The organism is Enterococcus sp. DIV1307a (genome assembly GCF_050537425.1).
GTDB lineage: Bacteria > Bacillota > Bacilli > Lactobacillales > Enterococcaceae > Enterococcus > Enterococcus faecalis.
Genome location: NZ_CP172914.1, coordinates 1,589,007 through 1,613,179 on the forward strand (window position 1 = coordinate 1,589,007; position 24,173 = coordinate 1,613,179).

Genomic DNA, 24,173 nt, shown 5'->3' on the forward strand with positions numbered 1-24,173 from the left:
TCCAAAGGGAATTTTTCCTAGGCTTAAAAGTTGATAATCTACTGGCAGAGTAATCAATGAAAACAACCGACCTAATCGAGCAGAAAACTTGGTTTTTGTAACGGAATACCCCTGTCCTGACTCCGTTACACCGACTCAATTTTATAAACTTATCTGTCTAACATTCACAAAAAACTTTTTTTTCAGTTTCAGTGAGGATATCATTCATTCGGCCAGATTTAAATCCTTCTAAGTCAAAAGTTACATAATTAAATCCTTGTTTTTTAAGATAATCTGCAATTTTTTCTCTGTTTTCTAATAACAGAGAAAGTTTGTCTTCTGGAATTTCAATCCGTGCTAAATCATGATGTGCTCTGACACGGACAATTGGAAAACCTATTTCCCGTAAATATTTTTCACTAGCAAATACTTGATCAATAGCTGAGCGTGTTAACTTAATGCCATAAGGAATTCTTGAAGCAATGCTACATGAGGCAACTTTACTCCAATTGGAAATACCTGCGTCTTTAGCAAGTTGACGTATTTCAATTTTATATAATTTAGCTTGTTGTAGCGGACTGATGACCCCTTCTTGATCTCTTGCTCTTAATCCAGGACGAAAGTCAGTATTATCATCCATAATCATCCCATCGGCAAGAACATCAAATCCCTCTTTCTGAATAGCCGAACGAATAGTTTTATATAATAATTTTTTACTGTAGAACCAGCTATTAGGGTTATTTGCAACGATTCTATCATCCGCTAATTCGCTCATTTCAAGGCCTAACACATTTGCTCCCAATCCATTAGCTAAATCGACCGCTTTATCAAACTCATCATCAGAAAATAATTCTGAATTTACAACAACCGCAAGTACATTTTCAGCACCTAAAGTGTCCAAAGCTTTTTTTAGCAAGTAAGAGCTATCAATTCCACCTGAATATGCAACAGCCAACTTATCCATTTTTTGTAATTCGCGAACTAAATTTTGTTCTTTCGTTTTCATGACAGACATTTAAACCATCTCCTATTGATTTTCTTTTACATAATTAATTATAGACATCTCCACATTAGAAAAAATCACGATTCATAGTATCAATTATTGTCAATATTTGTACACTTAATACCGTTTTAAATGTTGTAACAAGTTAGCATTGGCTTCTATCTCTTTCTTTGAGTACCTTGTAACAGCCGAATCAAACAATAAAATGGAATCAGCTTCCTCGCAAATACTCAAATAGTCATGGGTGGAAATGATAATTGTTTTACCAAGTTGATGCAGATTTTTTATTATCTTTTTAAATAATTTTTCCGATTCTTTTGTCAACCCAGCAAACGGCTCATCTAATAAATACACGTCTGGATTCATTACTAACAGACTAGCAAAAGCCACTTTTTTCTTTTCTCCGCCCGATAATTGATAAGGCACTTGATTGCTTAAATGGGTAATTTTTAATAAATTCAAACAATCATTAATTCTTTTTGCTGTTTCATGCTCGGATAGTTGGAGCTGTCTAGGGCCAAATGCCAATTCGTCATAAACCGTCGCATTAAATAATTGTGTGTCCGTCTCTTGAAATAATATACCCAAATGAGCATAATACTTCTTTTTATGAATAGGGTCTTTTTTCCAGGCAGTTAATGATTGTTCCATAAAATAAATCGTTCCCTCGGAAGGTTTTAAAAAACCTGCGAGCAAATTTAAAAAAGTGGATTTTCCACTGCCGTTATCTCCCATCAAAACCAGATATTCTCCTCTGGCTATTTCCAAATTACAAGGCGAAAAAACAGGCTTCGTTTGATAGCGATAAACCAAATGATTTACTCGATACATATTAGTTCCTCCCTAAATAAAGCAACCCCCCGAAAAATAAAAGATAGGCAATACTAACCAAAAAATCTTTCGTTTTTAATGGTTGCTTTACTCGATAATATTGACCAGTATATCCTCTTGCTTCCATCACCATGTCCAACTTTTCCCCATACGTAAAAGATTTTAAAGAAATTAGACTGATTAAATTACTACCCGTACTCAACTGGATATTTCCACCAACTGCTCTAGCTTCTACAGCGGCAAGCAGTTGGATTAAGAGATTTCCAAAGAAAAAGATATATTTAATCGTAATATCTAATTGTAAAAGTATTATATTCGGAAAATGAAAGATTTTTAATGCTGCTATAAATTGATTCATGTTGGTTGTTTCCATATATTGACTAATCGCTATGGCTAAAAAAAACAAATGAACAATAAATAATAAACTAAATTGACCTAAAAAAAAGATCGGTAAATAGATAATCAGCGGCATCAAAATGAGGATACTAGCTTTTTTGACAATGTTTCGTAGAATAGTTGGTTTTTCAACTAAAAGTAACATGCCTAGGTAGATGCCTACGAGCCACAAAACAAGAACTTTTTGTGTTGTGCTGATTAAAACAATTAGTAAAAAAGTACTGATCAGTTGAATTGCTGGGTGTATATCACTGAGAATTGTCTTATTGCGTTTCCCGCTCACCTGAAATTTATTTAATAAAAAAAGGATTCCTTTTCGATTTTTAAGCATAAAGGTTTCTTTTTTATTAGGTTCAAAGGACGTGGAAGATTCTTTCATCCATTCAGGCATCAACTTTGCCTTCTTCCATTAAATAAACGAAAAATGAGTAAAAAAACGATTATGGCTGTTACGCCACTTAAAATATATCCAAGTGCTAATGGCAGTCCTGGAATAAAGTAATCACTGAAAAGTGCATGAAATGAAAAACCATTCACCATACCTTTTGGTTGTACTGCAGGTAAATGATTCTGTTTTAAATTCTTGACTAATTCAGATAAATCCCATTCACCCCAAGCAGTGGCATGATCAATCAAACCTAATGGACATAAAATTACCATAACCAATAACAGTCTCTTTAATCGCAACAACGGAGTCCTTTTCTTCTTTTCTTCGATAAAAATTGCATCTTTTGACACACTTTTTACAAAATTATAGACACACACGGTGAAGAGACCTTCAACAATTCCTATTACTAAAAGATGAACACTCATCATTGCTGGTATAGTTATAGAAAGACCATATGGGTTATAAAGTGGCGTACCATTCGCTTCATGGAATAGTAAGGGTTGGATACCTAGTAATACAGAAGTAGAAAATGCCGCCACATTTACACCAAGATACCCAGCTAAGAAAAGACCCATTGTTTCAAATTTTTTTACACGCGTAACTAGCTTATAAACTCCATATCCCACGAATGGCATCACAAACGCCATAGAAAAGGCGTTTGCACCAAAAGCTAATATACCACCATCACCAAATAAACAAGCCTGTAATAGTAAAGCCACCGAAACAGACAGCGTCGCGGCCCAAGGTCCCATCAATAATGCGATGAGAACAGCCCCAACAGCGTGCGCAGTTGTTCCACCAGGTACTGGCAAATTAAACATCATTATTAAAAATGACAAGGAGGAGGAAATCCCTAACATGGTCCCTGTATCTTTTTTTAATTTAATTTGAACGTCAACTTTTTTTACCGCGCGGTACCAGACAGGTACCATAATCGCGCCCATCACTGCGCAAGTTTGTGGGCTTAAATAATTTTCTGGAATATGCATGTTCGTCAGACTCCTATCTTATCGATCAATATAATCAGCTAAATAACTTTGATCGTAAATCACAATTTTTTGTTTTTTGATATCGATGACTTTTTCCTCTTTTAAATCATGGATAATTCGGTTTACGCTATTTCTCGTTGAAATCCCGCAAAACCCCGCAATATCCTCATTAGTTACTTGAAAATCAATTAATATTCCTTCCTCTGTCTGTACACCAAACAAATCAATTAATTGGTAAATAAAAGTACAAACAGCCCCTTTCTTACCATTCATTGTCATATTCTGTAAGGAACTAATACTCTCCGATAATTTTGCTCGGTAGTAATCCCGTACATAATCTTGAAGAACAGCATCTTCTTTAACATATTCCCAAAATACAGTCCTTGGTATCCGATAAAAGCTAGCCTCTTCCGACTCAATGCGGATATTAAAAGGAGCAGATGTATAATTTGATACTTCATCACGTAACAATGAAATAATGTCAGGAGACACAATATACGACAGATTAAATTCTCGTCCATCCTTTAAAATAATACTCGTCTTAACGACCCCTTTCTTTAATACATAGGTGTACGCTTCCTCCAATCCATGATAAGCGAGATAAGTATGGCGTTTTTTTTTGATAATCGGTGTCTTCTTTCTATCTAAGAAAGCTGTAAGATAATCTGACTCCATAATTGTCACTCCTTTGATTAAGTTTCTGTTTGATTCGTTAACTATTATAAACACTCTCACCAACCTTTTGTTAGCAAATGTTACCCACAATAAGGACTGTGTGATTCCTAAATTTCATTATACTTAGTCTCGTAAAATATTACTTAGGAGATGATTGCTATGGTAGAAATTAACCTACCTTATGACAAGAAAATGATTACTGCAAGAATTCCCGATAAAAATTTTATTGGGCTTCTCGAATCAAAAGCTGAACATTTTTCAAATCCATATACCGAGAAAGAAACAGTCGAAAAATCGCTGGACAATCCTATTGGAAGCCTTCCATTAGAAGAATTAGCTAAGGGTAAAAAAGACATTGTCCTTATTAGTTCCGATCACACACGTCCCGTTCCTTCACATATTATCACCCCAATTATTTTGCGTAGAATTCGTTCAGTGAACAAAACAGCTAGAATCCGGATTTTAGTTGCTACAGGCTTTCATCGCCCCTCTACACGAGAAGAACTGATTAATAAATATGGTAAAGAGATCGTAGAGAATGAAGAAATCGTTATGCATATCTCTACTGATGATTCCTCAATGGTCAAAATCGGTCAACTACCTTCAGGGGGCGATTGTATCATTAATCGCATTGCAGCAGAAGCAGATTTACTGCTGGCCGAAGGATTTATTGAATCACACTTTTTTGCAGGATTTTCTGGTGGACGTAAATCTGTTTTACCTGGAATTGCTTCTTATAAAACCATCATGGCTAACCATTCTGGAGAATTTATTGATTCCTCCAACTCACGGACAGGAAATTTAACGGATAATCCGATTCATAATGACATGGTCTACGCTGCCGCTAAAGCGAATCTAGCTTTTATTGTTAATGTTGTTTTAGATGGTGACAAAAAAATTATTGGTTCCTTTGCAGGCGATATGGTTGAAGCGCATAAAGTTGGTTGTAACTTTGTAAAAGAAATTGCCCGTGTCAAAAAAATACCTTGCGACATTGCGGTTTCAACGAACGGCGGATTTCCACTTGATCAAAACATTTATCAAGCAGTTAAAGGGATGACCGCTGCAGAAGCAACCAATAAAGACGGCGGTGTCATTATTATGGTCGCTGGATGTCGTGATGGTCACGGTGGTGAAGGTTTTTATGAAAATATTGCCAATGTTAAAAATCCAAACGAATTTTTAGAAGCAGCCATCCATACACCACGATTAGAAACCGTGCCAGATCAATGGACTTCGCAAATTTTAGCGCGAATTTTAGTTCATCATCATATAATTTTTGTTTCAGATCTTGTTGATCCTGAGCTTATCACTTCGATGCATATGGAAATAGCAAAAACGTTTGATGAAGCATTAGAGCGAGCATTTGAAAGAGAAGGTCTAAATGCAAAAGTGACTGTGATTCGAGATGGCTTGTCTGTCATTGTAGAATAATGATCCTTGAGAAATCAGAAATAAGGAGCGTTGTATTATGCAACCGAAAGAAATTTTAGGAGCTTTTAAAGAGGGAAAATTATCTTTAGAAGAAGCAACAAACAAATTAAATGGCTTTTCCGAATTAGACTTTGCAAAAATTGATACGCAGCGTAAAGAAAGAACTGGTTATCCAGAAGTCGTTTATGGGGAAGGGAAAACAATTGAGCAACTCATCAAAATTATCAATAGCTTAAGAAAAGAAAACAATACAATTTTAGTTACTCGCGTTTCACAACAAAAAGCCCAGCCTTTAGAGTCGAACTTTCCTCATGGAACCTACTATGAACTTGCACGTTGTTTCGTTATCAACCAAATGGAGACTACAACAAAAAACTATATTGCGATAGTTACTGCTGGAACGTCAGACATGTCCGTTGCTGAAGAAGCAGCAATCACTGCAGAAACTTTCGGGAATCAAATAAAACGTATCTATGATGTAGGCGTTTCTGGCATTCATCGTTTGTTCGCTCACCTAGATGAGATTCAACAGGCTTCGGTGGTTATTGTGATTGCAGGTATGGAAGGCGCACTAGTGTCCGTGCTAGGCGGACTAGTTAGCGTGCCAGTGATTGCCGTCCCTACTAGCATAGGCTACGGCAGCAATTTCCAAGGACTGACTGCTCTTTTAGGAATGCTAAATAGTTGTTCCTCTGGCGTTAGTGTAGTCAACATAGATAACGGGTTTGGTGCCGCTTATAATGCAAGTATGATTAATCAAATAAAGGAGTCTTCACTATGAAAAGCTTATTTTTAGAACCATTTTCTGGTCTTAGTGGTGATATGTTAAATGGATTGTTGCTTGACTTAGGCGGGGATTTAAACAAACTGTTAATCGAATTAAAAAAACTTCCCATCGATGGGTTCACCATTCAAGCCCAACGAATTGCTAAAAGTTGTATTTACGGAACAGATTTCGATGTTCTCCTACAACATGGAAAAAAGGATTACGGTATAAAACACAGTCTCTCTCCTCACCACGAAAATGAACATCATGAAACGAAAGAACATGCACATCATCATAGCCATTCTAGAAATTTAAAAGATATTTATACATTAATTGAAAAAAGCGACTTGTCCAATTTTGTAAAAAAACATAGTAAAAATGTTTTCTATGACATTGCAAAAGCTGAAGCTGCTGTTCATCAACAAACAATTGACACTATTCATTTTCATGAAGTCGGAGCAATTGATTCAATTGTTGACATCGTTGGCTTTTTTATCCTATGGGAACAGTTAGAGATTGAACAAGTCTATTCAACGCCAATTACAGATGGAAGTGGTACTATCACAATTGCCCATGGAGTCATGCCAATACCAGTTCCCGCGGTGATGGAATTACGTAAAGAAACAAATTTAATCATTCAACAAGACTTTGAGATAAAAACTGAACTTGTCACACCGACTGGCTTAGCTATTTTTAAAGAACTTAGTCCTCTATTTGTCGCACCAGAACAACGATTAATTGAAAAAATAGGTTACGGATTTGGCAAACGAGAAACCGGCAAATTCAATGCCCTCAGAGGATCAATCTTTACTGAAACACATAGTAAAAAAAAGAGGACAGAACACCATGACCAAGTCTTAAAAATTGAAACAAATATAGACAATCAAACACCTGAACAGTTAGGTTACGTAATGGATCTATTATTGGAGCATGGTGCTCTAGATGTTTTTTTCACGCCCATTCATATGAAAAAAAACCGAAGTGCCATTCTATTAACGGTTTTAACAACAACAGAGGAAAAAGAATATTTTACAGAACTACTCTTTAAACATACTTCTACAATTGGTATGCGTTTTCAAACAATGGAACGTAGTGTGATGGACCGTTCTTTCAAAATCTTGGAAACACCTTTTGGTAAGGTCCATATTAAAAAAAATCATTATCATGGCCTATTGAACGAGTCTATTGAATACCAAGATTGTGAACGAATTGCTAAACAATATAATTTTACAATTGAGGAAGTCTATCGCCTCGTCCAAACATTAAATAATAAAACTATTGATTAAAGGAGCTTTATCTTATGTTTCATCATATCTTATCAGAATTTATGGGAACTGCATTAATGATCGTATTTGGGGTAGGTGTTCACTGCGACGATGTCCTAAAACGAACAAAATACGCTGGTTCTGGTCACATGTTTGCAATCACTACTTGGGCTTTTGGAATCTCTGTTGTTCTGTTCGTCTTTGGCGGAGTCTGTATTAATCCAGCAATGGCCCTCGCTCAAGCTATTTTAGGAATGATTCCATGGTCTTACTTCATTCCCTATGTCATCGCTGAAATGTTAGGCGGCATTTGTGGCGCCGTCATTGTTTATATTATGTATGCTGATCATTTCAAGCTATCCGCCGATAGTGTCGATCCGATCGCCATTCGTAATATTTTTTCTACAAATCCGAACCAACGAAATTTACCAAGAAACTATTTTGTTGAAACTTTTGCAACATTCATTTTTTTAACATCTATTTTAGCGATTGCACATTCCTACGAAACACAACTACCCATTGCTGTTGGCTTGCTTGTTTGGGCAATCGGCATGGGGCTAGGTGGTACTACAGGATTCGCAATGAATCAAGCACGTGATTTAGGTCCTCGTATCGCCTATCAACTTTTACCAATCAAAAATAAAACCAATAATGATTGGCAATATGGGTTGATTGTTCCCGGAACTGCACCGTTTTTAGGAGCCATTTTTGCGACACTTTTCGTAAAATTTTTCCTAAAATTCTAATAAACCAACTAAATTTCTAAAACAAAAAAATATATAAAATAGAAGCTAGTCTCTAAATTTCTTCTATTTTATATATTTTTATTTTAATCACAAGATTTTTTCTGTGTCTTAGAGAGTAAGAATTTAATTTATTAGCTTTTTCGTCATCGGTTTTATGCAAAAGTCAGTTTGCTCTAACAGCTAGAGTCCTTTTTGGTGATTGTTCAGTAAGTTAATCCTGGATTGAAAACACCTAATAAAACGCCAACGAGAGAAATAACAACTAAAATAAGCATCGTCCAAATAGCGGAAACATGTTTTTTGGACATTAACCACCAACAAAACAAGGTAACAAGTATCGTTAATAATCCTGGATAAATACTGTCAATTTTATCTTGCAGTTTAAGGAAAACTTTTCCGTCAGCACCTATTAATTTAAGAGAAGTAGTTACATTTACCCAAGATGCAAGGACCCCACCAACAACCATACTACCGATAACTCCGATAGCAACTCTAACGGCGGCTCCTTCTTTCCCAACTAAGAAACTTACTGCTTTATCGCCAAAATGATAGCCTCTAAAATACAAAAAGCGTTGGCCAAAATAGGAAATTAACGTCCAAACAATAATATAAAATATGGCACCAATTGGCGAACCGCCCGTGGACATTCCTAAGGAAATTCCTAACAAGATAGGAATTAAGGTACCATCAACTAATGAATCACCAATCCCTGCAATTGGCCCCATTAATCCTGCCCTCATATCATTAATGGTTTCTCCATCAATTTCATTCTTACTTGCTCTAGCCTCTTCCATACTAGCAGTCACACCAACAATGACCGTTCCAAGCATTGGATTTGTGTTAAAAAAAGCTGTATATGCTTGAATGGCTTTCACTTGGTCTTCATGTTTTGGATAAAGTTTTTTGATAATAGGAAGCATTGAAGAAAGATAGCCGAAGGTTTGCATATGCTGTTGTGAAAAACAAGTTAACGCTCCCCAAAACCATAAATGAAAAGAATGCTTTAACGTTTTTTGGTCTAATTTATTTGCTTTCAACTCTTCCATCTCATATGTCCTCCTCTTCATCATCATTCGTCAGACTTCCTGTTGAATCAACCAGTTTAGTATTGTTTTTAATCAAAGCAATTTTATAAAAAATTACAGCAAAAAGAAGCGCAATAATCGTTATTGAGACTAAATTGAGTTTTAATGAAGCAGCTAATGTGAACCCTACAAAAAAAGGTACAAAATCAATGTTCTTATTAACAATTTGACGTAACAAAATTGCAATTCCCACACACGGAAGCATGCCACCTACAGTAAAAAGCGTTTTCATTGCAAGACCATCCATAGGTAATGCATCTCTCATTGCTGTAACAGCCGTAGCCCCAAAATAGGTTAAAATCACGGTTGGCAAAAAGGAAAAAAGTAGATGAGAAATCCACGGCCAACCAAAATTAATGGCATATAAATGATCAAGCTTGCCTTTTTTTATATCTTTCCAACCAAACGATTGCCAAACTAAATTTAACGCAGCAACAGAATAAAATAATACCGTTCCGATCGTTCCAACTAATGTGCCGACCGATTTAGCTAGGTCGGCTGCAGAGCCGCCAAGTGGATCTAACCCTTTGGTCGAAATCGCCACCATCGCCAAAGGAATCCCGATATATGAAATTGCCCGCACATCAGCAGACACTGTGCCTCCAGGTGTGACCAAAGCAATGTAAACTAATTGCATTGCTACGCCACAAGCGATTCCTAATTTTAAATCTCCTAAAATAATGCCACAAACTAATCCGCCGACTAAAGGACGCCCAATCGTATAATTTCCCACCGCTTGTCCAGCCATACAAGAATTTGAACACAGACAAGCAAATAGGCCTAAAATAGCCGCTTGTATCCAGTTGATTGTCATAATACTACTCTCCTCTTTTCAAAACTTCTAGAATCAGTAACCAAATTTAGCTTTAAAATGCGCCCAAGAACCAATTCGTTGATCAGGTAACAAGGCAAAATCCACTTTGTAACCAGCCTTTTCAATTTCTTCAAAAGCCGCTGCTTCTTCTGCTGTAAAGGATTGGTTATCCCCTAATTTAATTGTCCCTTCGCGGTCATTTCCCGGTCCAACATTAATCATTTTTACTTCACTTGGAACAAAATGCCAATCCACCAAAATTTTTTTCATATCCAAAGGGCTCTTTGTAATCAAAAAGTATTTTGACTTAGACGCTAATACTTTATCCTTTACATCAAAAAAATGCGCCATTGTCCAAATAAAGGTTTTTTTATCTTGTGCAGCTGCTTTATAAGCTTCCTTTAAAATAGGGTTACTTGCTGCTTTGTCATTCACAGCTATAATGCCATCACAAGGCATTTCTTTAGTCCAACGTAAAGTAATTAAGCCATGAATCATTCGATCATCGATTCGAACAAAAGAAATTGACATGTTCATCTTCTCCTTTAGATATCCTCTTCAGTTATATCGTTTTCAGTTACATCGTCTTCAGTTACAGTTAACTCTCTAATGCCATGACAAGCATCTGCTACTATCATTTTTTTCAAATCAGATAATTCACTAGTTTCTTTCATTAGAAGCGCATTTAAAGCCATTGGAAAATTTACTCCTCCAACAATCAGAGAATTTTCTAGCATTTTTTGCTTATCTAATACTTTACAAATAGTAGCAAGTGGACTCCCGCCTACAATATCAGCCAAAACGATTAGCCTCGTTTCCTGCGGTAATTTTTCAACTTCATAAAGAAACCGCTTACCAAAATTATCGGTAGATTCACCAGGTTGTAAGCCAAACACTCTGACTGTCTCTATCTCATCGCTAGCAAACATCCCTAATGAATTTTTTAACCCTCTAGCAAAATCGCCATGACTGACCAGAACTAAATAAGTCATTTCCTCTCTCCTTTCTTAACATTTCCACTTCAAAATTTTTTAAATCACCTCTTTTTAAGAGTCCATAATACAACTTTTATAAAATGAAAATACTTGCTTCATTCGCCTCACGCTCCTTTGATAGCATGAATGTTTAACAACAGTACCTTTCTAAAATTAAAGTCATTCACTAAAAAAGTTCTAATGAATTTGGCTGTTGTAGCTTGATGACAAGGAACAATGACTTTCTTTATCCATAAAAACATTTAGTTGATTACGCTTAAAAAAATAAATAATATAGCAATTCCCAAAAAAGTTGCTTTTGAATAGTCCCTTTTCTAAATTTATTGATTCATTTTTTCAACTATTAGGTTAGCAAAGTCCCAACACACATTCCACCCACAATAGGTGTACATAGTTGTACATTATTCGGAGTTAATCAACTCATTTAAGCTATGGTAAAATAACTATATATCACTCCAATTTTCTAATTATATAGGTCATTCCAGGTCATGCTCTTTTGGATACAACAAAATGAACTTATATCGAATCTATGGTTTTATGCTCTTAATAAATTAAAAAGTAAAGTAGGGATATTTATATGTCAGCAAAAGAAAAAACGATGAAATATGGATTGGTAGGCCTCTTTTTGGGGATATTGTTATTAGCTCATCTAGATTTATTAGCTGAAAATCTTAGTTATCTTCTCTTAGGATTATTACTTTTACTTGTTGCATATCTAATCTTGGTAAAAAAATTTTATTTTTTCTCAAACTTGATACCTAAAAATACTACTGATGTAAATTTAGGTAAAAAATATGGTACGGCTTCTGGCATTGGCAGTTTAGTTATCGGGATTATTTTAATAATTCTGGGACTATTTTTATAGAAAAATAATTACTAAAATAAAACAAGCAGCGAAACCATAAAAAGTACACGAGAAAAGAACTCGTGTACTTTTTATGGTTACCTGTATAGCCTTCAATTTGTTCCTTTGTTACTTCTTTTTCTTAATAATGCTCTTTACAGTGCCACATTAAAACAGCAATAAAAATTAATGAAGGGGAATTTAACTCAAATACCAATGATTATTATTTAAGACCGCTTTCTCAAATAACCCTCATTGATTACGTACTAATCGTGATAGACTCCTCGTTGCCATTTATCTAAAAATTCATCGAAAAAGTGCGCATCTTGTTGTTCTGGATGTTGTTTTTCAACTTGATTAATTTTTTCAATTAGTTGTTCGTTGTTTTCTGTTGGATGATAGTGTGCTTCAATAAAAGCAGCAGCGATATCACAGATCAAGAATTCTCCTGTTATTTTCCCACCGAAACCAATAACATTTGCGTTCAATTCCTCTTTCGCATACAACGCTGTAGTCATATCGCGAACTAAAGCAGAACGGATACCCGGCACTTTGTTAACCGCATTGTTAATTCCAACGCCTGTTCCGCAAATACATATACCCAAATCAGCCTGATTGCTCATTACGGCTTCTCCCACTTTTTTTCCGAAAATAGGATAGTGAGTTCGAGTAAAATCATACGTGCCTACATCTAAAATTTCATATCCCTTTGCTTTCAAAAAATCAGAAACTGCTATTTTGGTATCCGTCACAATATGATCACAACCAATGGCAATTTTCATAAAAACGCTTCCTTTCTATTATTTGTTAAGCCATTTTATTTAACATATCGACACGTATTTGATGACGCCCGCCTGCATAATGACCTGTTAAGAATTCTTTTATTATGTTTTTGGCTAGTTCCGTTCCAACAATTTTTGCGCCCACCGTGATCATCCGAGCATTGTTGTGTTCTCGCGCCATATATGCAGAACGCTCATCTGACAACTCAGCGACAATCATTCCTTTAATTTTAGCAGCAGTCATAAAACTACCTGCCCCATAACCATCAAAAATGATTCCTAAACTTTCAGTATCCTTTAAAACTTCATGAGCAACAGCAAGCGTTGCTTCTATAAAGTCTTCCGAAGCACTTTCACTTTTATCGATTACCTCAACTTTTTCTTGCAATAAGTATTGTTTCATTTCTGCTTTTAATTTTATTCCATCTAAATCTGAACCAAGTATGACACGCATTTTGTTTTCCTCCTTACCTCGTGTATCTACTATTAAAATTCTGTCCCTTTCTTTAAACTCAAATCCCCTTCTCGAAAACATAATAAAACAATATCGAACTTTATTCAACATTTATTTTCTTTTTTGTTTATTATTGTTTAATATTGTGTTGACATCTTTTTGAAAGCGTTTTATATTATACTTGTAAATAAATAATAATATATTAAAGAAACGAGGGGTTCTATGGTTATTAAAACATCGATTTTTTCATTAGATACTACCTATATTTCAAACAAAAAAACACAAGAAGAAGTTTTTGAAGAAGTTTATTTAGACTTGTTAAAAAAGAAATTAGTTACACCTGATTTTCTAACTAATTTATTGGAACGAGAACATAACTATCCGACTGGTTTAAGTTTAACACCGATTGATCCTGCACTACCGAATATCGCCATTCCGCATACCGAAAGTACCTTTGTACGGACGACAAGAATTATCCCGATTAAATTGAAACAATCCTTATCATTTCATAACATGATTATCCCAGATGAAACGCTCTCTGTTTCCTTTCTTTTCATGATTTTAAATGAAAACGGTATTGAACAAACGGGTCTTTTAGCGACTATCATGGATTTTATTAACACGACAGACCGTTCATCACTATTGGCTTTTTTTCAATGTGAAGATAAAGAAGAAGTTTATCGTTTTTTACAAAAAAATTTTAAAGGAGAGATTTAACATGATTAAAATTTTAGCTGCATGTGGGGCTGGGGTAAACTCTAGCCATCAAATCAAATCTGCATTAGAAACAGAATTATCAAAAAGAGGCTACCAAGTTTCTTGCGATGCCGTAATGATTAAAGATATCAATCAAGAGATGCTATCCCATTATGATATTTTCGCCCAAATCGCCAAAACAGATTTGGGTTTCCCAATCACGATTCCTGTAGTTGATGCAGGCGCAATTCTTTATCGAATTCCAGCAATGGCTGAACCTGTTTATCAACAAATGGAAAGTATCATTCACTCTTTAAACAAATGATTTCCTTTTCAGACTAATTACTTACGCTTCACTGTCAACAATAACAAAACTAAGATAAAAATTTTGTTATCTTAGCTTATGAAGGAGAAAATAAATGAATACGATTATTGACCTAGCAAATACAATTTTTAAACCTTTAATTGATTTAGGTGCTGCTCCTTTAATGACTATTGTTTTAACACTGATTGCCCTTTGTTTTAAGGTAAAACCCACTCGCGCATTAGAAGGTGGTCTTAAACTAGGAATTGCTTTAACTGGTATCAGTGCTATTATAGGAATTTTAACTACTGCTTTCTCAGATGCAATGGCCTCTTTCGTAGAACGTACAGGAATTTCTTTAAATATTACCGATGTTGGTTGGGCACCTTTGGCCACCATCACTTGGGGATCTCCTTACACCCTTTACTTTCTTTTAATTATGGTGATTGTCAATGTCATTATGTTAATTCTAAATAAAACAAACACATTAGATGTGGATATTTTCGACATTTGGCATCTATCGATTGTTGGTTTATTTGCTATTTTTTGTGGCGCAAACTTAATAATTGCAACAATCTTAGTTATTTTCATAGGTGTTTTAAAAATTATCAATTCTGACTTAATGAAACCAACGTTTAACGATTTACTTAACGCCCCAGATACCAATCCTATGACTACCACACATATGAACTATATGATGAACCCAATCATTATGGTTTTTGATAAAATTTTTGATAAGCTTTTTCCTTGGTTAGACAAATACGATTTTGACGCTGCCAAATTGAATAGTAAAATTGGCTTTTGGGGATCAAAATTTGCCATCGGGATTTACTTAGGGATTTTTGTGGGTCTTTTAGCTGGCCAAACACCCACGCAAATTTTTTCTCTATCCTTTACGGCTGCAGTCTGTTTGGAACTATTCTCTTTAATTGGAACTTGGTTTATCGCTGCAGTTGAGCCTTTATCCCAAGGGATCACTGATTTTGCTTCGAATAAATTAAAAGGACGTACACTTAATATTGGTTTAGATTGGCCTTTCTTAGCTGGTCGTGCTGAAATCTGGGCAGCAGCTAACGTATTGGCTCCAATTATGCTATTAGAAGCCATTGTCCTACCTGGCAACAAACTTTTACCACTTGGCGGAATTATTGCAATGGGTGTAACCCCTGCTCTACTAGTAGTAACAAGAGGTAAACTCATCCGAATGATTATCATTGGAGCAATCGAATTACCTTTGTTCTTATGGTCTGGTACCCTAATTGCACCGTTCGTTACCGAAACCGCAAAAAAAGTTGGCGCTTTCCCAGCGGGTCTAAATAATAATACTTTAATTTCACATACTACCATGGAAGGGCCAATGGAAAAATTCTTAGGATACTTAGTCGGCAATGCATCACAAGGTCAACTCGAATTTATTTTATACGCATGTCTGGCGCTAGTCGCCTATCTACTGATTTTCATTTGGTATGCAAAACAAATGAAGAAGCGAAATATTATTTATGCTCAAAAAGCTCAATAAGGGGAACTAAAAAGAAGAGGTGCATCTGCACCTCTTCTTTTTAGTAGATCACCCTGACAACTTTTTCCAATACTTTAGATGTGTCAAATTTATCTTTATTTGTAACTACCGCTGTCACTTCTTCTAATTGATAAAAAGAATAAAAATCCTGTTTCTCTACTTTAGAAGTATCCATTAACAAATATTTTTCTATTGAGTTATCTAATGCAATAGCTTGTGTTTGTCCTTCTTCAATAGTGGCTGTCATAATTTTATTATCTTTTAACGCATTACAACTAAAAAATGCTTTATTAGCGATTTCACCAAAAAAAGATTTAGTTAAAAGTCGCATTTCTCCACCAACCAAATAAATGGTCAACGCATTCTTTTTTTTACTTAACGTTTCAAACACAGGCAAACAGTTTGTTACTACTCTTAAATGTTTAAATTCCATTGCCTCGGCCAAAAGTTCAATAGTTGTTCCTGGTCCTAGGAAGATAGTTTCTTCTTCGTGAATTAAACTTAATGCTTTTTGGACAATTTCTTTTTTTTCAACACTATTAATAATTTGTTTATCAGCATGAGACAATTCATGTGGACGATATGTATTTAAACTGCTAGCTCCTCCATGTACTCGTTTTAAACGCCCCGCTGCTTCTAATTCTGTCAAATCTCTACGAACAGTCATATCCGAAACATTTAATCGTTCCATAATTTCAGTAACTTTGATTGCCCCTTTTTGATCTACTAGAGAGACTATCGCATTTAATCTTTCTTCTTTTAGCATTTTCATCGCTCCATTGTTAGTATATCTTTTATTCTACGATAAAATACTTACTATGAATACTAAAACATTTCTCCATTTATTTTAACATGAACGACGATTTTAAAAAAATTGACGATTTAGCCTATCTTTATATAAACAGATATCACTCCAACGATTGATTCAGATCTATTTGAGCCTAGTCAAATAGAGATCTAGCATAAAAACTTCCCAGAAAAACATCCCCTACTCTGAGCACCTCTATCCAAAAAAATAGCACATAGGCAAAGGCAGGCTGCTTACCTTTTTATAAGTAACCTGCCTTTGCCTATGTTTAAGTAAACGATGTATTTCCCCTATTACTGATTCAAAGTCCTTAAAACTTTATAATCACTGTTTTGCACAAGTAAAACGCTACTTGGGTTGTCTGGATAAGCAGCATTACCATCAAATGATACAACAACAGTATTCGTACCAACTTTCGTGAATTGTGTGTATGAGCCCCCAGCACCGCCCGCGTTGGCAAAATGCAATGTCAACGTGTCGCCTTTTGTTTCTACCTCGCGCCAATTTGCCCGCTGATAGTTATGCCAGTCAATTTGAGTTGAAATTTCGTTTGCCGTGTTTTTATACATTCCTTCGTAAAAATCAATCGCTTCCTCTTTTGAAGACCACGGATTGACTGAAATATTTGGGATTTGTTCTTTAGTAATTGACGGGGCACCTACAATTTTTTCAAAGCCAGCCCTCAACTCTGCGTTATCTGTTGCTCCAAAATATAGATAGCCATAAGGATCTCCTTGATTTTGCATCGTCACTAAAACTAAGGGCTGGCTGTCGCCATTTTTGTTGGAAGAACATCCTGATAAAATACTCAATAAAAGACCTATCAAGATTATTTTTTTCATTGGGAATCCCTTCTTTCTGACAAGAATACTGTACTACTTTTCCACTTTTCTCACCAGCAAAACTCGACTAAAAACGGCTATATTTATTTGTTATTTAATTGTCAAATTAAGTTGATTGTAAGCATCCCATAACCAAGGATGCACAACTTTAATATCGTGTTTCAAAATATAATCGATATAGAAATATGCGGCATTTTCTAAAGAACAATTTAAAGCTTGTAATAAACCATCTAAGTATGGTGGCTTCCCTTCTTGATCCCACTTTATTTTATCAGCGACAAACAAAACTAAATCTATGTCCGAATAGTTTTTCTTCAATGTTGTATGGCATTCAATAGCTGATAAAATTTCATTGTCTTCAATACCAAAATCCATTTTCGCAATAGACTTAGAAATTTTTTGATGAATTATCATTGGAAAGGCCATTTCTGCTTCGTTTAATTCAATCCCATATTTTTGTGCGACACTAATTCTCTGATTATTTGGATAAATCGCAGAGATATCATGTAAATATCCTGCAATACTTACTTTTTCTGGACTAGTTAAATATTTTTCACCAAGTTGATAGGCATACTCTCCAACTTCCATACAATGATAATACGTCTTCTCACAGTTTTTACTCACTAAATATTGTTTAATTTCATTTTTCAACACCTGTTGATGATCCATTTCCACAGCCCTTTCTCATTCCGATTACTCTTCTAGATAAATAAATTATACTCCTTTCATCCTCTAGCAACCTTTTATTTTTTATTAAATAAACAACTAACTAAATTGAAAAAATTGAAACTTTTTGGTCCTCAAATTCGTCTATAACTAATAGGACGTTCAATTTTGTATAACGTGGAGGTGTATTTTTTAACTTTTTCATTAACCAAAGAGGAGTGAAAGTATGCGACATAAGAAAAGAAAATTCAAAATAAACGGGTATGTATTATTTAGTGCGTTAATCCTCATTGTTCTTGTTTTCATTCAAATGTTCCTTTTAACTCAACCCAAGATAACAAGTAAAAATGATGATACTGTGCAGACATTGACTAAAAATTCAACTGCAAAAAAAGATTCCCCGACCAAGTTAGAAAAGGAATCAAAACACATGACTATTTCATCAAAAAAATATGCTTACTCAGCAGACAAAATCAGAAAATATATAACTGGAGAAGAACCTTACAAAGGTGAAAAATTAGTCTTCTTAACCTTTGATGATGGCGTTAATAATCAAATAACCCCACAAGTCCTAGATGCATTAAAAAAGTATAACGTCCACGCAACTTTTTTTATTGTAGGAAATACCCTAACTTCCGAAAATCAAAACATAGTGAAACGTGAAGTCGCAGAAGGGCATTCAATAGGCTTTCATAGTTTAACACATGATTATGCAACGTTATATCCAAACGGGATTGTCAACACTGAAGAAATACAAGCGGAAATAGCAACCATGGAAAACTCACTAAAAAAAATACTGGGCGAAACATTTCAAACAACTCTCTGGCGATACCCAGGAGGTCATATGTCATGGGGAGGTACAGAAAAATCTGATGAATTATTCAAACAACTTGGCATCCATTGGATTGACTGGAATGCGATGGTTGGGGATGCGGAGCCGTTAGACAGACAGCCTACTACAGTCGCAGAAATGCTTGCTTTCCATCAACATTCACTTGAGGTCTATCCAAATTATAATATTAGAGTAGTCTTAATGCATGATTCAGTAGATAAGGAATTAACAAAACAAGCATTGCCACAATTAATAGAGTTTTATCAAGCAAATGGTTATCAATTTGGTGTCTTATATTAAAGCAACTCGGAGCACTAAAGGAAGCATTTCTGGTCTTAGCCAATGTTGATTTTCTGCTTAATTACACACAAAAACACCCTCTTGCTGAGCAAGAGGGTGTTCGTTTGTCGAATAGTAAAGATTAACGACGGATTTCTTTGATACGAGCTGCTTTTCCGTGTAATGCGCGTAAGTAGTAAAGTTTTGCACGACGTACTTTACCGTAGCGAACCACTTCAATTTGAGCAACACGTGGTGTGTGTAATGGGAATGTACGTTCCACACCAACACCATTTGAAACTTTACGTACTGTGTAAGTTTCGCTGATTCCAGCACCACGGCGTTTAATTACAACACCTTCGAATAACTGGATACGTTCACGAGTACCTTCGACTACTTTCGCATGAACGCGAACAGTGTCACCAGGGCGGAACGCAGGAATATCCGTACGTAATTGTTCTTGTGTTAATTCTTGAATTAATGGATTCATTTTATCCTTCTCCTTATTCCCAAATATTCTTATGGTCACTTCTGCCACAGCGGAATATTGTAATAGTTAGAGCGCATTGCACTCACCAAATTAGTTTACCACAGACAAAATAAGCTGTAAAGAGAATTTTCTTGAAAGTTCCCTTATTTTTGCTCTTCTTGTTTAATTTCCTCTAATAACTTCAACATTTCAGGCGTCATTTCTACTGATTCCAACATGTCAGGTCGACGCAAAAAGGTCCGTCGTAATGATTCTTTTAGTTGCCATTCTGCAATTAATTTATGGTTACCATTCGTTAGCACGGCAGGGACTTCCATATCATTGAAAATAGCAGGTCTGGTATATTGTGGATGCTCTAATAGGCCAGTGGAATGTGAATCCGTTTGTGCAGAAAGATTGTTACCTAAGACATCAGGTAATAAACGGACTGTTGCATCAATCATAACCATCGCACCTAATTCGCCACCTGTTAGGACATAATCCCCCAATGAAACTTCATCTGTGACCATCGTGCGAATTCGCTCATCATAGCCTTCATAATGTCCACAAATAAAAACTAAATGTTCTTCTTGTGAAAATTCCTCGGCCATTTTTTGATTAAACGGTTTTCCTGCCGGATCTAATAAGATGACCCGTTTTGGTTGCTGGTTTGTCTCTTCTTCAATTGCTTTTAGGTTATCATAGATCGGTTGTACTTTTAAAAGCATCCCCGCGCCACCGCCATACGGATAATCATCGACCGTTTGATGTTTGTTATCTGAAAAATTGCGAAAATTAGAGACATTCAATTCTAATAACTGCTTTTCCCGAGCTTTCCCAATAATTGATTCCCCCATTGGTCCTTCAAACATTCTAGGAAAAAGAGTTAATACATCAATTCTCATCGTCAATCAATCCTTCTGGAATGTCCACATCAATCCGTTGATTTTCGACATCGACTTTTGTAACAACGCCTTCAATATACGGTAAAAGTAAATCTTTTTTCTTTGGTCGTTGGACGACCCACACATCATTCGCACCAGGAGATAAAATTTCTTTAATTTTTCCCAGTTCACTACCGGTTTCATCATAAACAGTGGCACCAATGATTTGGTGATAATAAAATTCGTCCTCTGCCAATTCAGCGAGATTGTCTTTTGCAACTTTTAAAATACCGTCACGATATTTTTCAACATCGTTGATATTTGGATGTCCTTCAAAGCTTAAAATGTCAAAATTCTTATGCTTGCGGTGGGACTTCACGACCAATTCAATTGGTGCTTTTTTCTCTTGAAATAGCAGTAACGTTGCCCCTTTTTGATAACGTTCTTCTGGAAAATCCGTTTTCGAAATGACCCGAACTTCTCCTTTGATTCCTTGTGTGTTCACAATTTTTCCTACATTTAAATAATCTGTCACGTGAAAGCCTCTCTTCCTTGTATTTCATCTTTCCTATTCTACCATTTCTTACGCGCAAATTCTATGAAAAAACAAAGGCCAACTTTTCTAGTCAGCCTTTGTTTTTATTAATTCGTTAAACCAGTTAATGTGCCATAAATTAAAAATAAATTCAATAACGTCAAGGCAATAGCAATAATCCAAGCTAAAAATTTCACCCACGCTGGATTCGCAAATTGGCCCATTAATTTTTTATCACTTGTATACATCGTTAAAGGAATAATCGACACTGGCAAAGCAATACTTAGGAAAACTTGCGTATAAAGCAACAAGTCTTCAACAGCCGTTTCGCTACCGCCATAAATAATGACACAGATAATGACTGGCACAATTGCTAACAAACGAGTTAACACTCGTCGTGCCCACAACGGCATTTTTAAATGGATAAAGCCTTCCATTACAATTTGTCCTGACAGCGTACCTGTAATCGTTGAATTTTGACCCGAAGCCAGTAAAGCAATTGCAAAAAGAATACTTAACACTGGGCTAGCAATATTACCAACAATATCTGGATTTTTCAGAGCATCAAATAAATCAACAAATTTACCTAATTCACTGTTAGTTCCATAAAATAATGCTCCTCCTAAAATTAACAACAAACAATTTACGACAAAAGCGACAGTTAATTGAATATTTGAATCCCAAGTAGTGAAACGAATTGCTTTGGCTTTCTCAGCATCATCGTTACGATCAAATTTCCGAGCTTGCGCAATGGAAGAATGCAAATATAAGTTATGAGGCATGACTGTCGCTCCAACGATCCCCAAGGCTAAAAATAACATGGATTTATCTGTCGCTATTTTTGTGTCTGGAATAAAACCTCGTAATACTTCACCAACATTTGGATCTGCTAATGCCACTTCATAAGCAAAAACAAAAAAGATGACTGCAATTAAACAAGAAACAATTGCTTCGATTTTGCGAAAGCCTAACTTTGTCAGTAGCAAAAGTAATAAAACATCAAACGTTGTTATCAACACACCAATTAATAATGGAAAACCAAATAATAATTGCAAAGCAACGGCGCCACCAATTACCTCAGCGATATCTGTTGCCATTATGGCTAACTCCGTCACCACCCACAAGGCAACGCCCGTTCGTTTACTTGTATGCTCTCTAGTCGCTTGGGCTAAATCCATTCCTGTCACGATTCCTAAGCGTGCAGCCATACTTTGTAGTAACATGGCAACTAAACTAGAAAGCAAAATCACACTAAGTAACGTGTACTTATATTCCGCTCCGCCAGCAATTGACGTAATCCAATTTCCTGGATCCATATAACCAACAGCCACTAAAGCGCCAGGTCCGCTATAGGCTAACAAAGTTCGCCAAAAGCTAGCATTTTTAGGTACCTCGACGGTATTATTTATCTCTTCTAAACTAGGTCCATTTGCATAATTAAGCATTTTTTCCGTTTTCTTTTCTTTCATCCAACATCCCTCAATCTATCTTGTTCACACATTTCACTTTTAGGTACACCTAAAACTAGTTAACATAATTATAGTCTTCTTATTCTTCGTTGTAAACTGTTACATTCTAATTTTTTTAAGCACTTTCGCTATAAATCGTTTGGTTTTTACCAAAAAATCCCTTACACTTATTTTATCATAGATCGGAGGTTATGAGGATGAAGTTAGATATGGTCGGTATTATCGTCAACGATATGACACAAGCACTCTCTTTTTACCAAACGCTAGGTTTTAACGTGCTGGGAGAAGCTTCGCCTGATTACACAGAATTACAAAACAATGGCGTCAGGATTTCTTTAAATTCACTACAAATGATTACTGGTGTCTATGGGTTTGCGCCTAGCCAGCAAGGCGATAAAATTGAACTTGCTTTTCTTTGTGAAACGGCCGCAGAAGTTGATAGCACCGTGAAAAAAATGAGCCAAGCTGGTTACATTGTTTTTAAAGAACCTTGGAATGCACCTTGGGGCCAACGATACGCAATCATTAAAGACGTGGATGCAAATTTAATTTCACTCTTTGCCCCTCTATAATATTCCTAAAAGATGCGCCACTTTCGTTTCTTTAACTCTCTTTCGAAAGATCAGTGCAGAATGGGTCTTAAGTAGGATGTCTTTTCTGTCTCTTTTTTTGTATAATAAACTTATCAAATGATGTGTATCTTACAACTTTGTTCGTTTGCAGAAAGAACAAACGATGTTTTTTATTGATAAAAAGTTATATACTAAAAGTACGATGAGTATAACTAAAGGAGATGAGAAATGTGAGTGTTACCCTATCTAGAAAAATTGTTAATATTATTTCCATTTTGGGCATTGTTGCAACCATAATTGCAACCATCTATTTTATCCGATTAGGTGTCTTCAAGGACATCAATGCACTAAGAGGACTAGTAGGGCAATCTGTCATTCTCGGTCCGATTATTTTCATGTTAATTCAGATTATTCAAGTGGTTATTCCGATTATTCCTGGTGGTGTTAGCTGTGCTGCAGGGGTCTTGATTTTCGGGCCAACAATGGGCTTCGTCTATAATTACGTTGGTATTGCACTTGGCTCTATTATCATTTTCTTATTAGGTCGTAATTATGGGAAACCATTCATTATGAGCCTTGTCAGTGATAAAACATATAACAAGTATATCGGTTGGTTAGACAATGAAAAACGTTTTGAACGATTGTTTGCTTTAGCAATTTTCTTCCCGATTGCACCGGATGATGCGCTTTGTTTAATGGCCGGTTTAACAAAAATGTCTGTGAAAAAATTTACTCTGATTATTCTATTAGCAAAACCTGCTTCTATCTATTTATATAGTCTTGCGTTAATTTATGGCGGTACATTTTTAACTAGCTTACTGGGAATGTAAATAAATAAAAAAGCGAACGGAC

General features: G+C 35.6%; 28 protein-coding genes and 1 pseudogene. 11 read left to right on the forward strand and 18 right to left on the reverse strand.

Annotated elements, in window-relative coordinates; genetic code table 11:
• Positions 1–157: 157 nt before the first annotated feature.
• The 5 genes from larE to IGL90_RS07720 form a co-directional block, all read right to left on the reverse strand.
• On the reverse strand, positions 158–994 hold the full coding sequence (gene larE, locus IGL90_RS07700) for an ATP-dependent sacrificial sulfur transferase LarE (protein ID WP_002374609.1): 837 nt from the start codon (positions 992–994) through the stop codon (positions 158–160).
• A gap of 105 nt (positions 995–1,099) precedes the next feature.
• A complete protein-coding gene (locus IGL90_RS07705) occupies positions 1,100–1,813 on the reverse strand; it encodes an ABC transporter ATP-binding protein (RefSeq protein ID WP_048737289.1) in 714 nt (237 codons plus the stop codon).
• Between the two features lies 1 nt (position 1,814).
• Complete coding sequence (locus tag IGL90_RS07710; protein ID WP_010777723.1) at positions 1,815–2,600, reverse strand: energy-coupling factor transporter transmembrane component T family protein; 786 nt, start codon at positions 2,598–2,600, stop codon at positions 1,815–1,817.
• Positions 2,600–3,586: a cobalt transporter CbiM gene (gene cbiM / locus IGL90_RS07715; RefSeq protein WP_002361997.1), complete on the reverse strand. Its 987-nt coding sequence runs from the start codon at positions 3,584–3,586 to the stop codon at positions 2,600–2,602. Before cbiM ends, IGL90_RS07710 begins: the two co-directional genes overlap by 1 nt.
• Before the next feature lie 18 nt (positions 3,587–3,604).
• A complete protein-coding gene (locus IGL90_RS07720) occupies positions 3,605–4,261 on the reverse strand; it encodes a Crp/Fnr family transcriptional regulator (protein WP_010710262.1) in 657 nt (218 codons plus the stop codon).
• A 159-nt stretch (positions 4,262–4,420) separates the two neighbouring features.
• Here IGL90_RS07720 and larA point away from each other — a divergent pair, with 159 nt between their 5' ends.
• Genes larA through larD form a run of 4 tightly spaced genes read left to right on the forward strand, consistent with a single transcriptional unit; the run spans position 4,421 to position 8,472 of the window.
• Positions 4,421–5,695 carry a nickel-dependent lactate racemase gene (larA, locus tag IGL90_RS07725; RefSeq protein ID WP_024041535.1) on the forward strand — a complete coding sequence of 425 codons (1,275 nt, stop codon included), beginning with the start codon at positions 4,421–4,423 and terminating at the stop codon, positions 5,693–5,695.
• A 37-nt stretch (positions 5,696–5,732) separates the two neighbouring features.
• Complete coding sequence (gene larB, locus IGL90_RS07730; RefSeq protein ID WP_048737291.1) at positions 5,733–6,476, forward strand: nickel pincer cofactor biosynthesis protein LarB; 744 nt, start codon at positions 5,733–5,735, stop codon at positions 6,474–6,476.
• A complete protein-coding gene (larC, locus tag IGL90_RS07735; protein WP_002379544.1) occupies positions 6,473–7,747 on the forward strand; it encodes a nickel pincer cofactor biosynthesis protein LarC in 1,275 nt (424 codons plus the stop codon). The genes larB and larC overlap by 4 nt, the downstream gene beginning before the upstream one ends.
• A gap of 14 nt (positions 7,748–7,761) precedes the next feature.
• Positions 7,762–8,472 carry a D/L-lactic acid transporter LarD gene (gene larD / locus IGL90_RS07740; protein ID WP_002357197.1) on the forward strand — a complete coding sequence of 237 codons (711 nt, stop codon included), beginning with the start codon at positions 7,762–7,764 and terminating at the stop codon, positions 8,470–8,472.
• Positions 8,473–8,675: 203 nt separating this feature from the next.
• Here the strand turns inward: larD and IGL90_RS07745 are convergent, their stop codons facing one another.
• From IGL90_RS07745 to IGL90_RS07760, 4 genes are read right to left on the reverse strand one after another with little or no spacing between them, the layout of a single operon-like run.
• Positions 8,676–9,545 (reverse strand): PTS system mannose/fructose/sorbose family transporter subunit IID, encoded by an 870-nt coding sequence (locus IGL90_RS07745; RefSeq protein WP_002394543.1) that lies wholly within the window; start codon positions 9,543–9,545, stop codon positions 8,676–8,678.
• Positions 9,520–10,371 (reverse strand): PTS mannose/fructose/sorbose/N-acetylgalactosamine transporter subunit IIC, encoded by an 852-nt coding sequence (locus IGL90_RS07750; RefSeq protein ID WP_002357194.1) that lies wholly within the window; start codon positions 10,369–10,371, stop codon positions 9,520–9,522. The genes IGL90_RS07745 and IGL90_RS07750 overlap by 26 nt, the downstream gene beginning before the upstream one ends.
• Positions 10,372–10,404: 33 nt before the next feature.
• A complete protein-coding gene (locus IGL90_RS07755) occupies positions 10,405–10,902 on the reverse strand; it encodes a PTS system mannose/fructose/N-acetylgalactosamine-transporter subunit IIB (RefSeq protein ID WP_002357192.1) in 498 nt (165 codons plus the stop codon).
• 14 nt (positions 10,903–10,916) lie between these two features.
• Complete coding sequence (locus tag IGL90_RS07760) at positions 10,917–11,363, reverse strand: PTS sugar transporter subunit IIA (protein WP_002379545.1); 447 nt, start codon at positions 11,361–11,363, stop codon at positions 10,917–10,919.
• Between the two features lie 580 nt (positions 11,364–11,943).
• Here IGL90_RS07760 and IGL90_RS07765 point away from each other — a divergent pair.
• Entirely contained in the window at positions 11,944–12,231 is a 288-nt protein-coding gene (locus IGL90_RS07765) for a hypothetical protein (protein ID WP_048737293.1), read from the forward strand.
• 245 nt (positions 12,232–12,476) lie between these two features.
• Here IGL90_RS07765 and lacB read toward each other — a convergent pair whose 3' ends face one another.
• Complete coding sequence (gene lacB, locus IGL90_RS07770) at positions 12,477–12,992, reverse strand: galactose-6-phosphate isomerase subunit LacB (protein ID WP_048737295.1); 516 nt, start codon at positions 12,990–12,992, stop codon at positions 12,477–12,479.
• A gap of 25 nt (positions 12,993–13,017) precedes the next feature.
• Positions 13,018–13,446, reverse strand: a complete 429-nt coding sequence (gene lacA / locus IGL90_RS07775) for a galactose-6-phosphate isomerase subunit LacA (RefSeq protein WP_010713306.1) — start codon at positions 13,444–13,446, stop codon at positions 13,018–13,020.
• 222 nt (positions 13,447–13,668) lie between these two features.
• Here lacA and IGL90_RS07780 point away from each other — a divergent pair, with 222 nt between their 5' ends.
• From IGL90_RS07780 to IGL90_RS07790, 3 genes are all read left to right on the forward strand, one after another.
• Positions 13,669–14,163 (forward strand): PTS sugar transporter subunit IIA, encoded by a 495-nt coding sequence (locus IGL90_RS07780; RefSeq protein ID WP_002357187.1) that lies wholly within the window; start codon positions 13,669–13,671, stop codon positions 14,161–14,163.
• Position 14,164: 1 nt separating this feature from the next.
• On the forward strand, positions 14,165–14,467 hold the full coding sequence (locus IGL90_RS07785; protein ID WP_002357185.1) for a PTS fructose transporter subunit IIB: 303 nt from the start codon (positions 14,165–14,167) through the stop codon (positions 14,465–14,467).
• Positions 14,468–14,561: 94 nt separating this feature from the next.
• Entirely contained in the window at positions 14,562–15,965 is a 1,404-nt protein-coding gene (locus tag IGL90_RS07790; RefSeq protein WP_002357183.1) for a PTS galactitol transporter subunit IIC, read from the forward strand.
• Between the two features lie 40 nt (positions 15,966–16,005).
• Here IGL90_RS07790 and IGL90_RS07795 read toward each other — a convergent pair whose 3' ends face one another.
• From IGL90_RS07795 to yqeK, 3 genes and pseudogenes are all read right to left on the reverse strand, one after another.
• On the reverse strand, positions 16,006–16,731 hold the full coding sequence (locus tag IGL90_RS07795) for a DeoR/GlpR family DNA-binding transcription regulator (RefSeq protein WP_430604628.1): 726 nt from the start codon (positions 16,729–16,731) through the stop codon (positions 16,006–16,008).
• 335 nt (positions 16,732–17,066) lie between these two features.
• Positions 17,067–17,546 (reverse strand): annotated as a pseudogene (locus tag IGL90_RS07800) (DUF4767 domain-containing protein); the annotation flags it as partial.
• 159 nt (positions 17,547–17,705) lie between these two features.
• The gene (gene yqeK, locus IGL90_RS07805; protein WP_010777729.1) at positions 17,706–18,284 is read right to left on the reverse strand and encodes a bis(5'-nucleosyl)-tetraphosphatase (symmetrical) YqeK; all 579 of its coding nucleotides are present in this window, start codon (positions 18,282–18,284) and stop codon (positions 17,706–17,708) included.
• A gap of 223 nt (positions 18,285–18,507) precedes the next feature.
• On the opposite strand from yqeK, the gene IGL90_RS07810 reads away from it, so the two are divergent.
• Positions 18,508–19,413: a polysaccharide deacetylase family protein gene (locus IGL90_RS07810; protein ID WP_048737297.1), complete on the forward strand. Its 906-nt coding sequence runs from the start codon at positions 18,508–18,510 to the stop codon at positions 19,411–19,413.
• Positions 19,414–19,534: 121 nt separating this feature from the next.
• Here the strand turns inward: IGL90_RS07810 and rplS are convergent, their stop codons facing one another.
• From rplS to IGL90_RS07830, 4 genes are all read right to left on the reverse strand, one after another.
• Complete coding sequence (rplS, locus tag IGL90_RS07815; protein WP_002357176.1) at positions 19,535–19,882, reverse strand: 50S ribosomal protein L19; 348 nt, start codon at positions 19,880–19,882, stop codon at positions 19,535–19,537.
• A 143-nt stretch (positions 19,883–20,025) separates the two neighbouring features.
• Complete coding sequence (gene trmD, locus IGL90_RS07820; RefSeq protein ID WP_048737299.1) at positions 20,026–20,766, reverse strand: tRNA (guanosine(37)-N1)-methyltransferase TrmD; 741 nt, start codon at positions 20,764–20,766, stop codon at positions 20,026–20,028.
• Complete coding sequence (gene rimM, locus IGL90_RS07825; RefSeq protein WP_002360070.1) at positions 20,756–21,280, reverse strand: ribosome maturation factor RimM; 525 nt, start codon at positions 21,278–21,280, stop codon at positions 20,756–20,758. Before rimM ends, trmD begins: the two co-directional genes overlap by 11 nt.
• A 107-nt stretch (positions 21,281–21,387) precedes the next feature.
• A complete protein-coding gene (locus IGL90_RS07830) occupies positions 21,388–22,749 on the reverse strand; it encodes an Nramp family divalent metal transporter (protein ID WP_002360069.1) in 1,362 nt (453 codons plus the stop codon).
• 197 nt (positions 22,750–22,946) lie between these two features.
• Here IGL90_RS07830 and IGL90_RS07835 point away from each other — a divergent pair, with 197 nt between their 5' ends.
• Positions 22,947–23,321: a VOC family protein gene (locus IGL90_RS07835; RefSeq protein ID WP_002419919.1), complete on the forward strand. Its 375-nt coding sequence runs from the start codon at positions 22,947–22,949 to the stop codon at positions 23,319–23,321.
• A 221-nt stretch (positions 23,322–23,542) separates the two neighbouring features.
• Positions 23,543–24,151 (forward strand): TVP38/TMEM64 family protein, encoded by a 609-nt coding sequence (locus IGL90_RS07840; RefSeq protein WP_002383106.1) that lies wholly within the window; start codon positions 23,543–23,545, stop codon positions 24,149–24,151.
• Positions 24,152–24,173 lie beyond the last annotated feature (22 nt).

Bases quoted from the DNA above. Each gene is read 5' to 3' on its own strand.
- IGL90_RS07785 (WP_002357185.1), top strand. From the start codon at position 14,165: ATGATTAAAATTTTAGCTGCATGTGGGGCTGGGGTAAACTCTAGCCAT.
- larC (WP_002379544.1), top strand. From the start codon at position 6,473: ATGAAAAGCTTATTTTTAGAACCATTTTCTGGTCTTAGTGGTGATATG.
- larE (WP_002374609.1), bottom strand. From the start codon at position 994: ATGTCTGTCATGAAAACGAAAGAACAAAATTTAGTTCGCGAATTACAA.
- IGL90_RS07810 (WP_048737297.1), top strand. From the start codon at position 18,508: ATGCGACATAAGAAAAGAAAATTCAAAATAAACGGGTATGTATTATTT.
- rplS (WP_002357176.1), bottom strand. From the start codon at position 19,882: ATGAATCCATTAATTCAAGAATTAACACAAGAACAATTACGTACGGAT.
- IGL90_RS07750 (WP_002357194.1), bottom strand. From the start codon at position 10,371: ATGACAATCAACTGGATACAAGCGGCTATTTTAGGCCTATTTGCTTGT.
- lacA (WP_010713306.1), bottom strand. From the start codon at position 13,446: ATGCGTGTCATACTTGGTTCAGATTTAGATGGAATAAAATTAAAAGCA.
- IGL90_RS07760 (WP_002379545.1), bottom strand. From the start codon at position 11,363: ATGACTTATTTAGTTCTGGTCAGTCATGGCGATTTTGCTAGAGGGTTA.
- IGL90_RS07830 (WP_002360069.1), bottom strand. From the start codon at position 22,749: ATGAAAGAAAAGAAAACGGAAAAAATGCTTAATTATGCAAATGGACCT.
- lacB (WP_048737295.1), bottom strand. From the start codon at position 12,992: ATGAAAATTGCCATTGGTTGTGATCATATTGTGACGGATACCAAAATA.
- yqeK (WP_010777729.1), bottom strand. From the start codon at position 18,284: ATGGATCATCAACAGGTGTTGAAAAATGAAATTAAACAATATTTAGTG.
- larB (WP_048737291.1), top strand. From the start codon at position 5,733: ATGCAACCGAAAGAAATTTTAGGAGCTTTTAAAGAGGGAAAATTATCT.
- IGL90_RS07795 (WP_430604628.1), bottom strand. From the start codon at position 16,731: ATGCTAAAAGAAGAAAGATTAAATGCGATAGTCTCTCTAGTAGATCAA.
- IGL90_RS07780 (WP_002357187.1), top strand. From the start codon at position 13,669: ATGGTTATTAAAACATCGATTTTTTCATTAGATACTACCTATATTTCA.
- larD (WP_002357197.1), top strand. From the start codon at position 7,762: ATGTTTCATCATATCTTATCAGAATTTATGGGAACTGCATTAATGATC.
- IGL90_RS07745 (WP_002394543.1), bottom strand. From the start codon at position 9,545: ATGATGATGAAGAGGAGGACATATGAGATGGAAGAGTTGAAAGCAAAT.
- IGL90_RS07840 (WP_002383106.1), top strand. From the start codon at position 23,543: ATGAGAAATGTGAGTGTTACCCTATCTAGAAAAATTGTTAATATTATT.
- IGL90_RS07755 (WP_002357192.1), bottom strand. From the start codon at position 10,902: ATGTCAATTTCTTTTGTTCGAATCGATGATCGAATGATTCATGGCTTA.
- trmD (WP_048737299.1), bottom strand. From the start codon at position 20,766: ATGAGAATTGATGTATTAACTCTTTTTCCTAGAATGTTTGAAGGACCA.
- IGL90_RS07705 (WP_048737289.1), bottom strand. From the start codon at position 1,813: ATGTATCGAGTAAATCATTTGGTTTATCGCTATCAAACGAAGCCTGTT.
- IGL90_RS07835 (WP_002419919.1), top strand. From the start codon at position 22,947: ATGAAGTTAGATATGGTCGGTATTATCGTCAACGATATGACACAAGCA.
- IGL90_RS07790 (WP_002357183.1), top strand. From the start codon at position 14,562: ATGAATACGATTATTGACCTAGCAAATACAATTTTTAAACCTTTAATT.
- larA (WP_024041535.1), top strand. From the start codon at position 4,421: ATGGTAGAAATTAACCTACCTTATGACAAGAAAATGATTACTGCAAGA.
- IGL90_RS07720 (WP_010710262.1), bottom strand. From the start codon at position 4,261: ATGGAGTCAGATTATCTTACAGCTTTCTTAGATAGAAAGAAGACACCG.
- IGL90_RS07765 (WP_048737293.1), top strand. From the start codon at position 11,944: ATGTCAGCAAAAGAAAAAACGATGAAATATGGATTGGTAGGCCTCTTT.
- IGL90_RS07710 (WP_010777723.1), bottom strand. From the start codon at position 2,600: ATGCCTGAATGGATGAAAGAATCTTCCACGTCCTTTGAACCTAATAAA.
- cbiM (WP_002361997.1), bottom strand. From the start codon at position 3,586: ATGCATATTCCAGAAAATTATTTAAGCCCACAAACTTGCGCAGTGATG.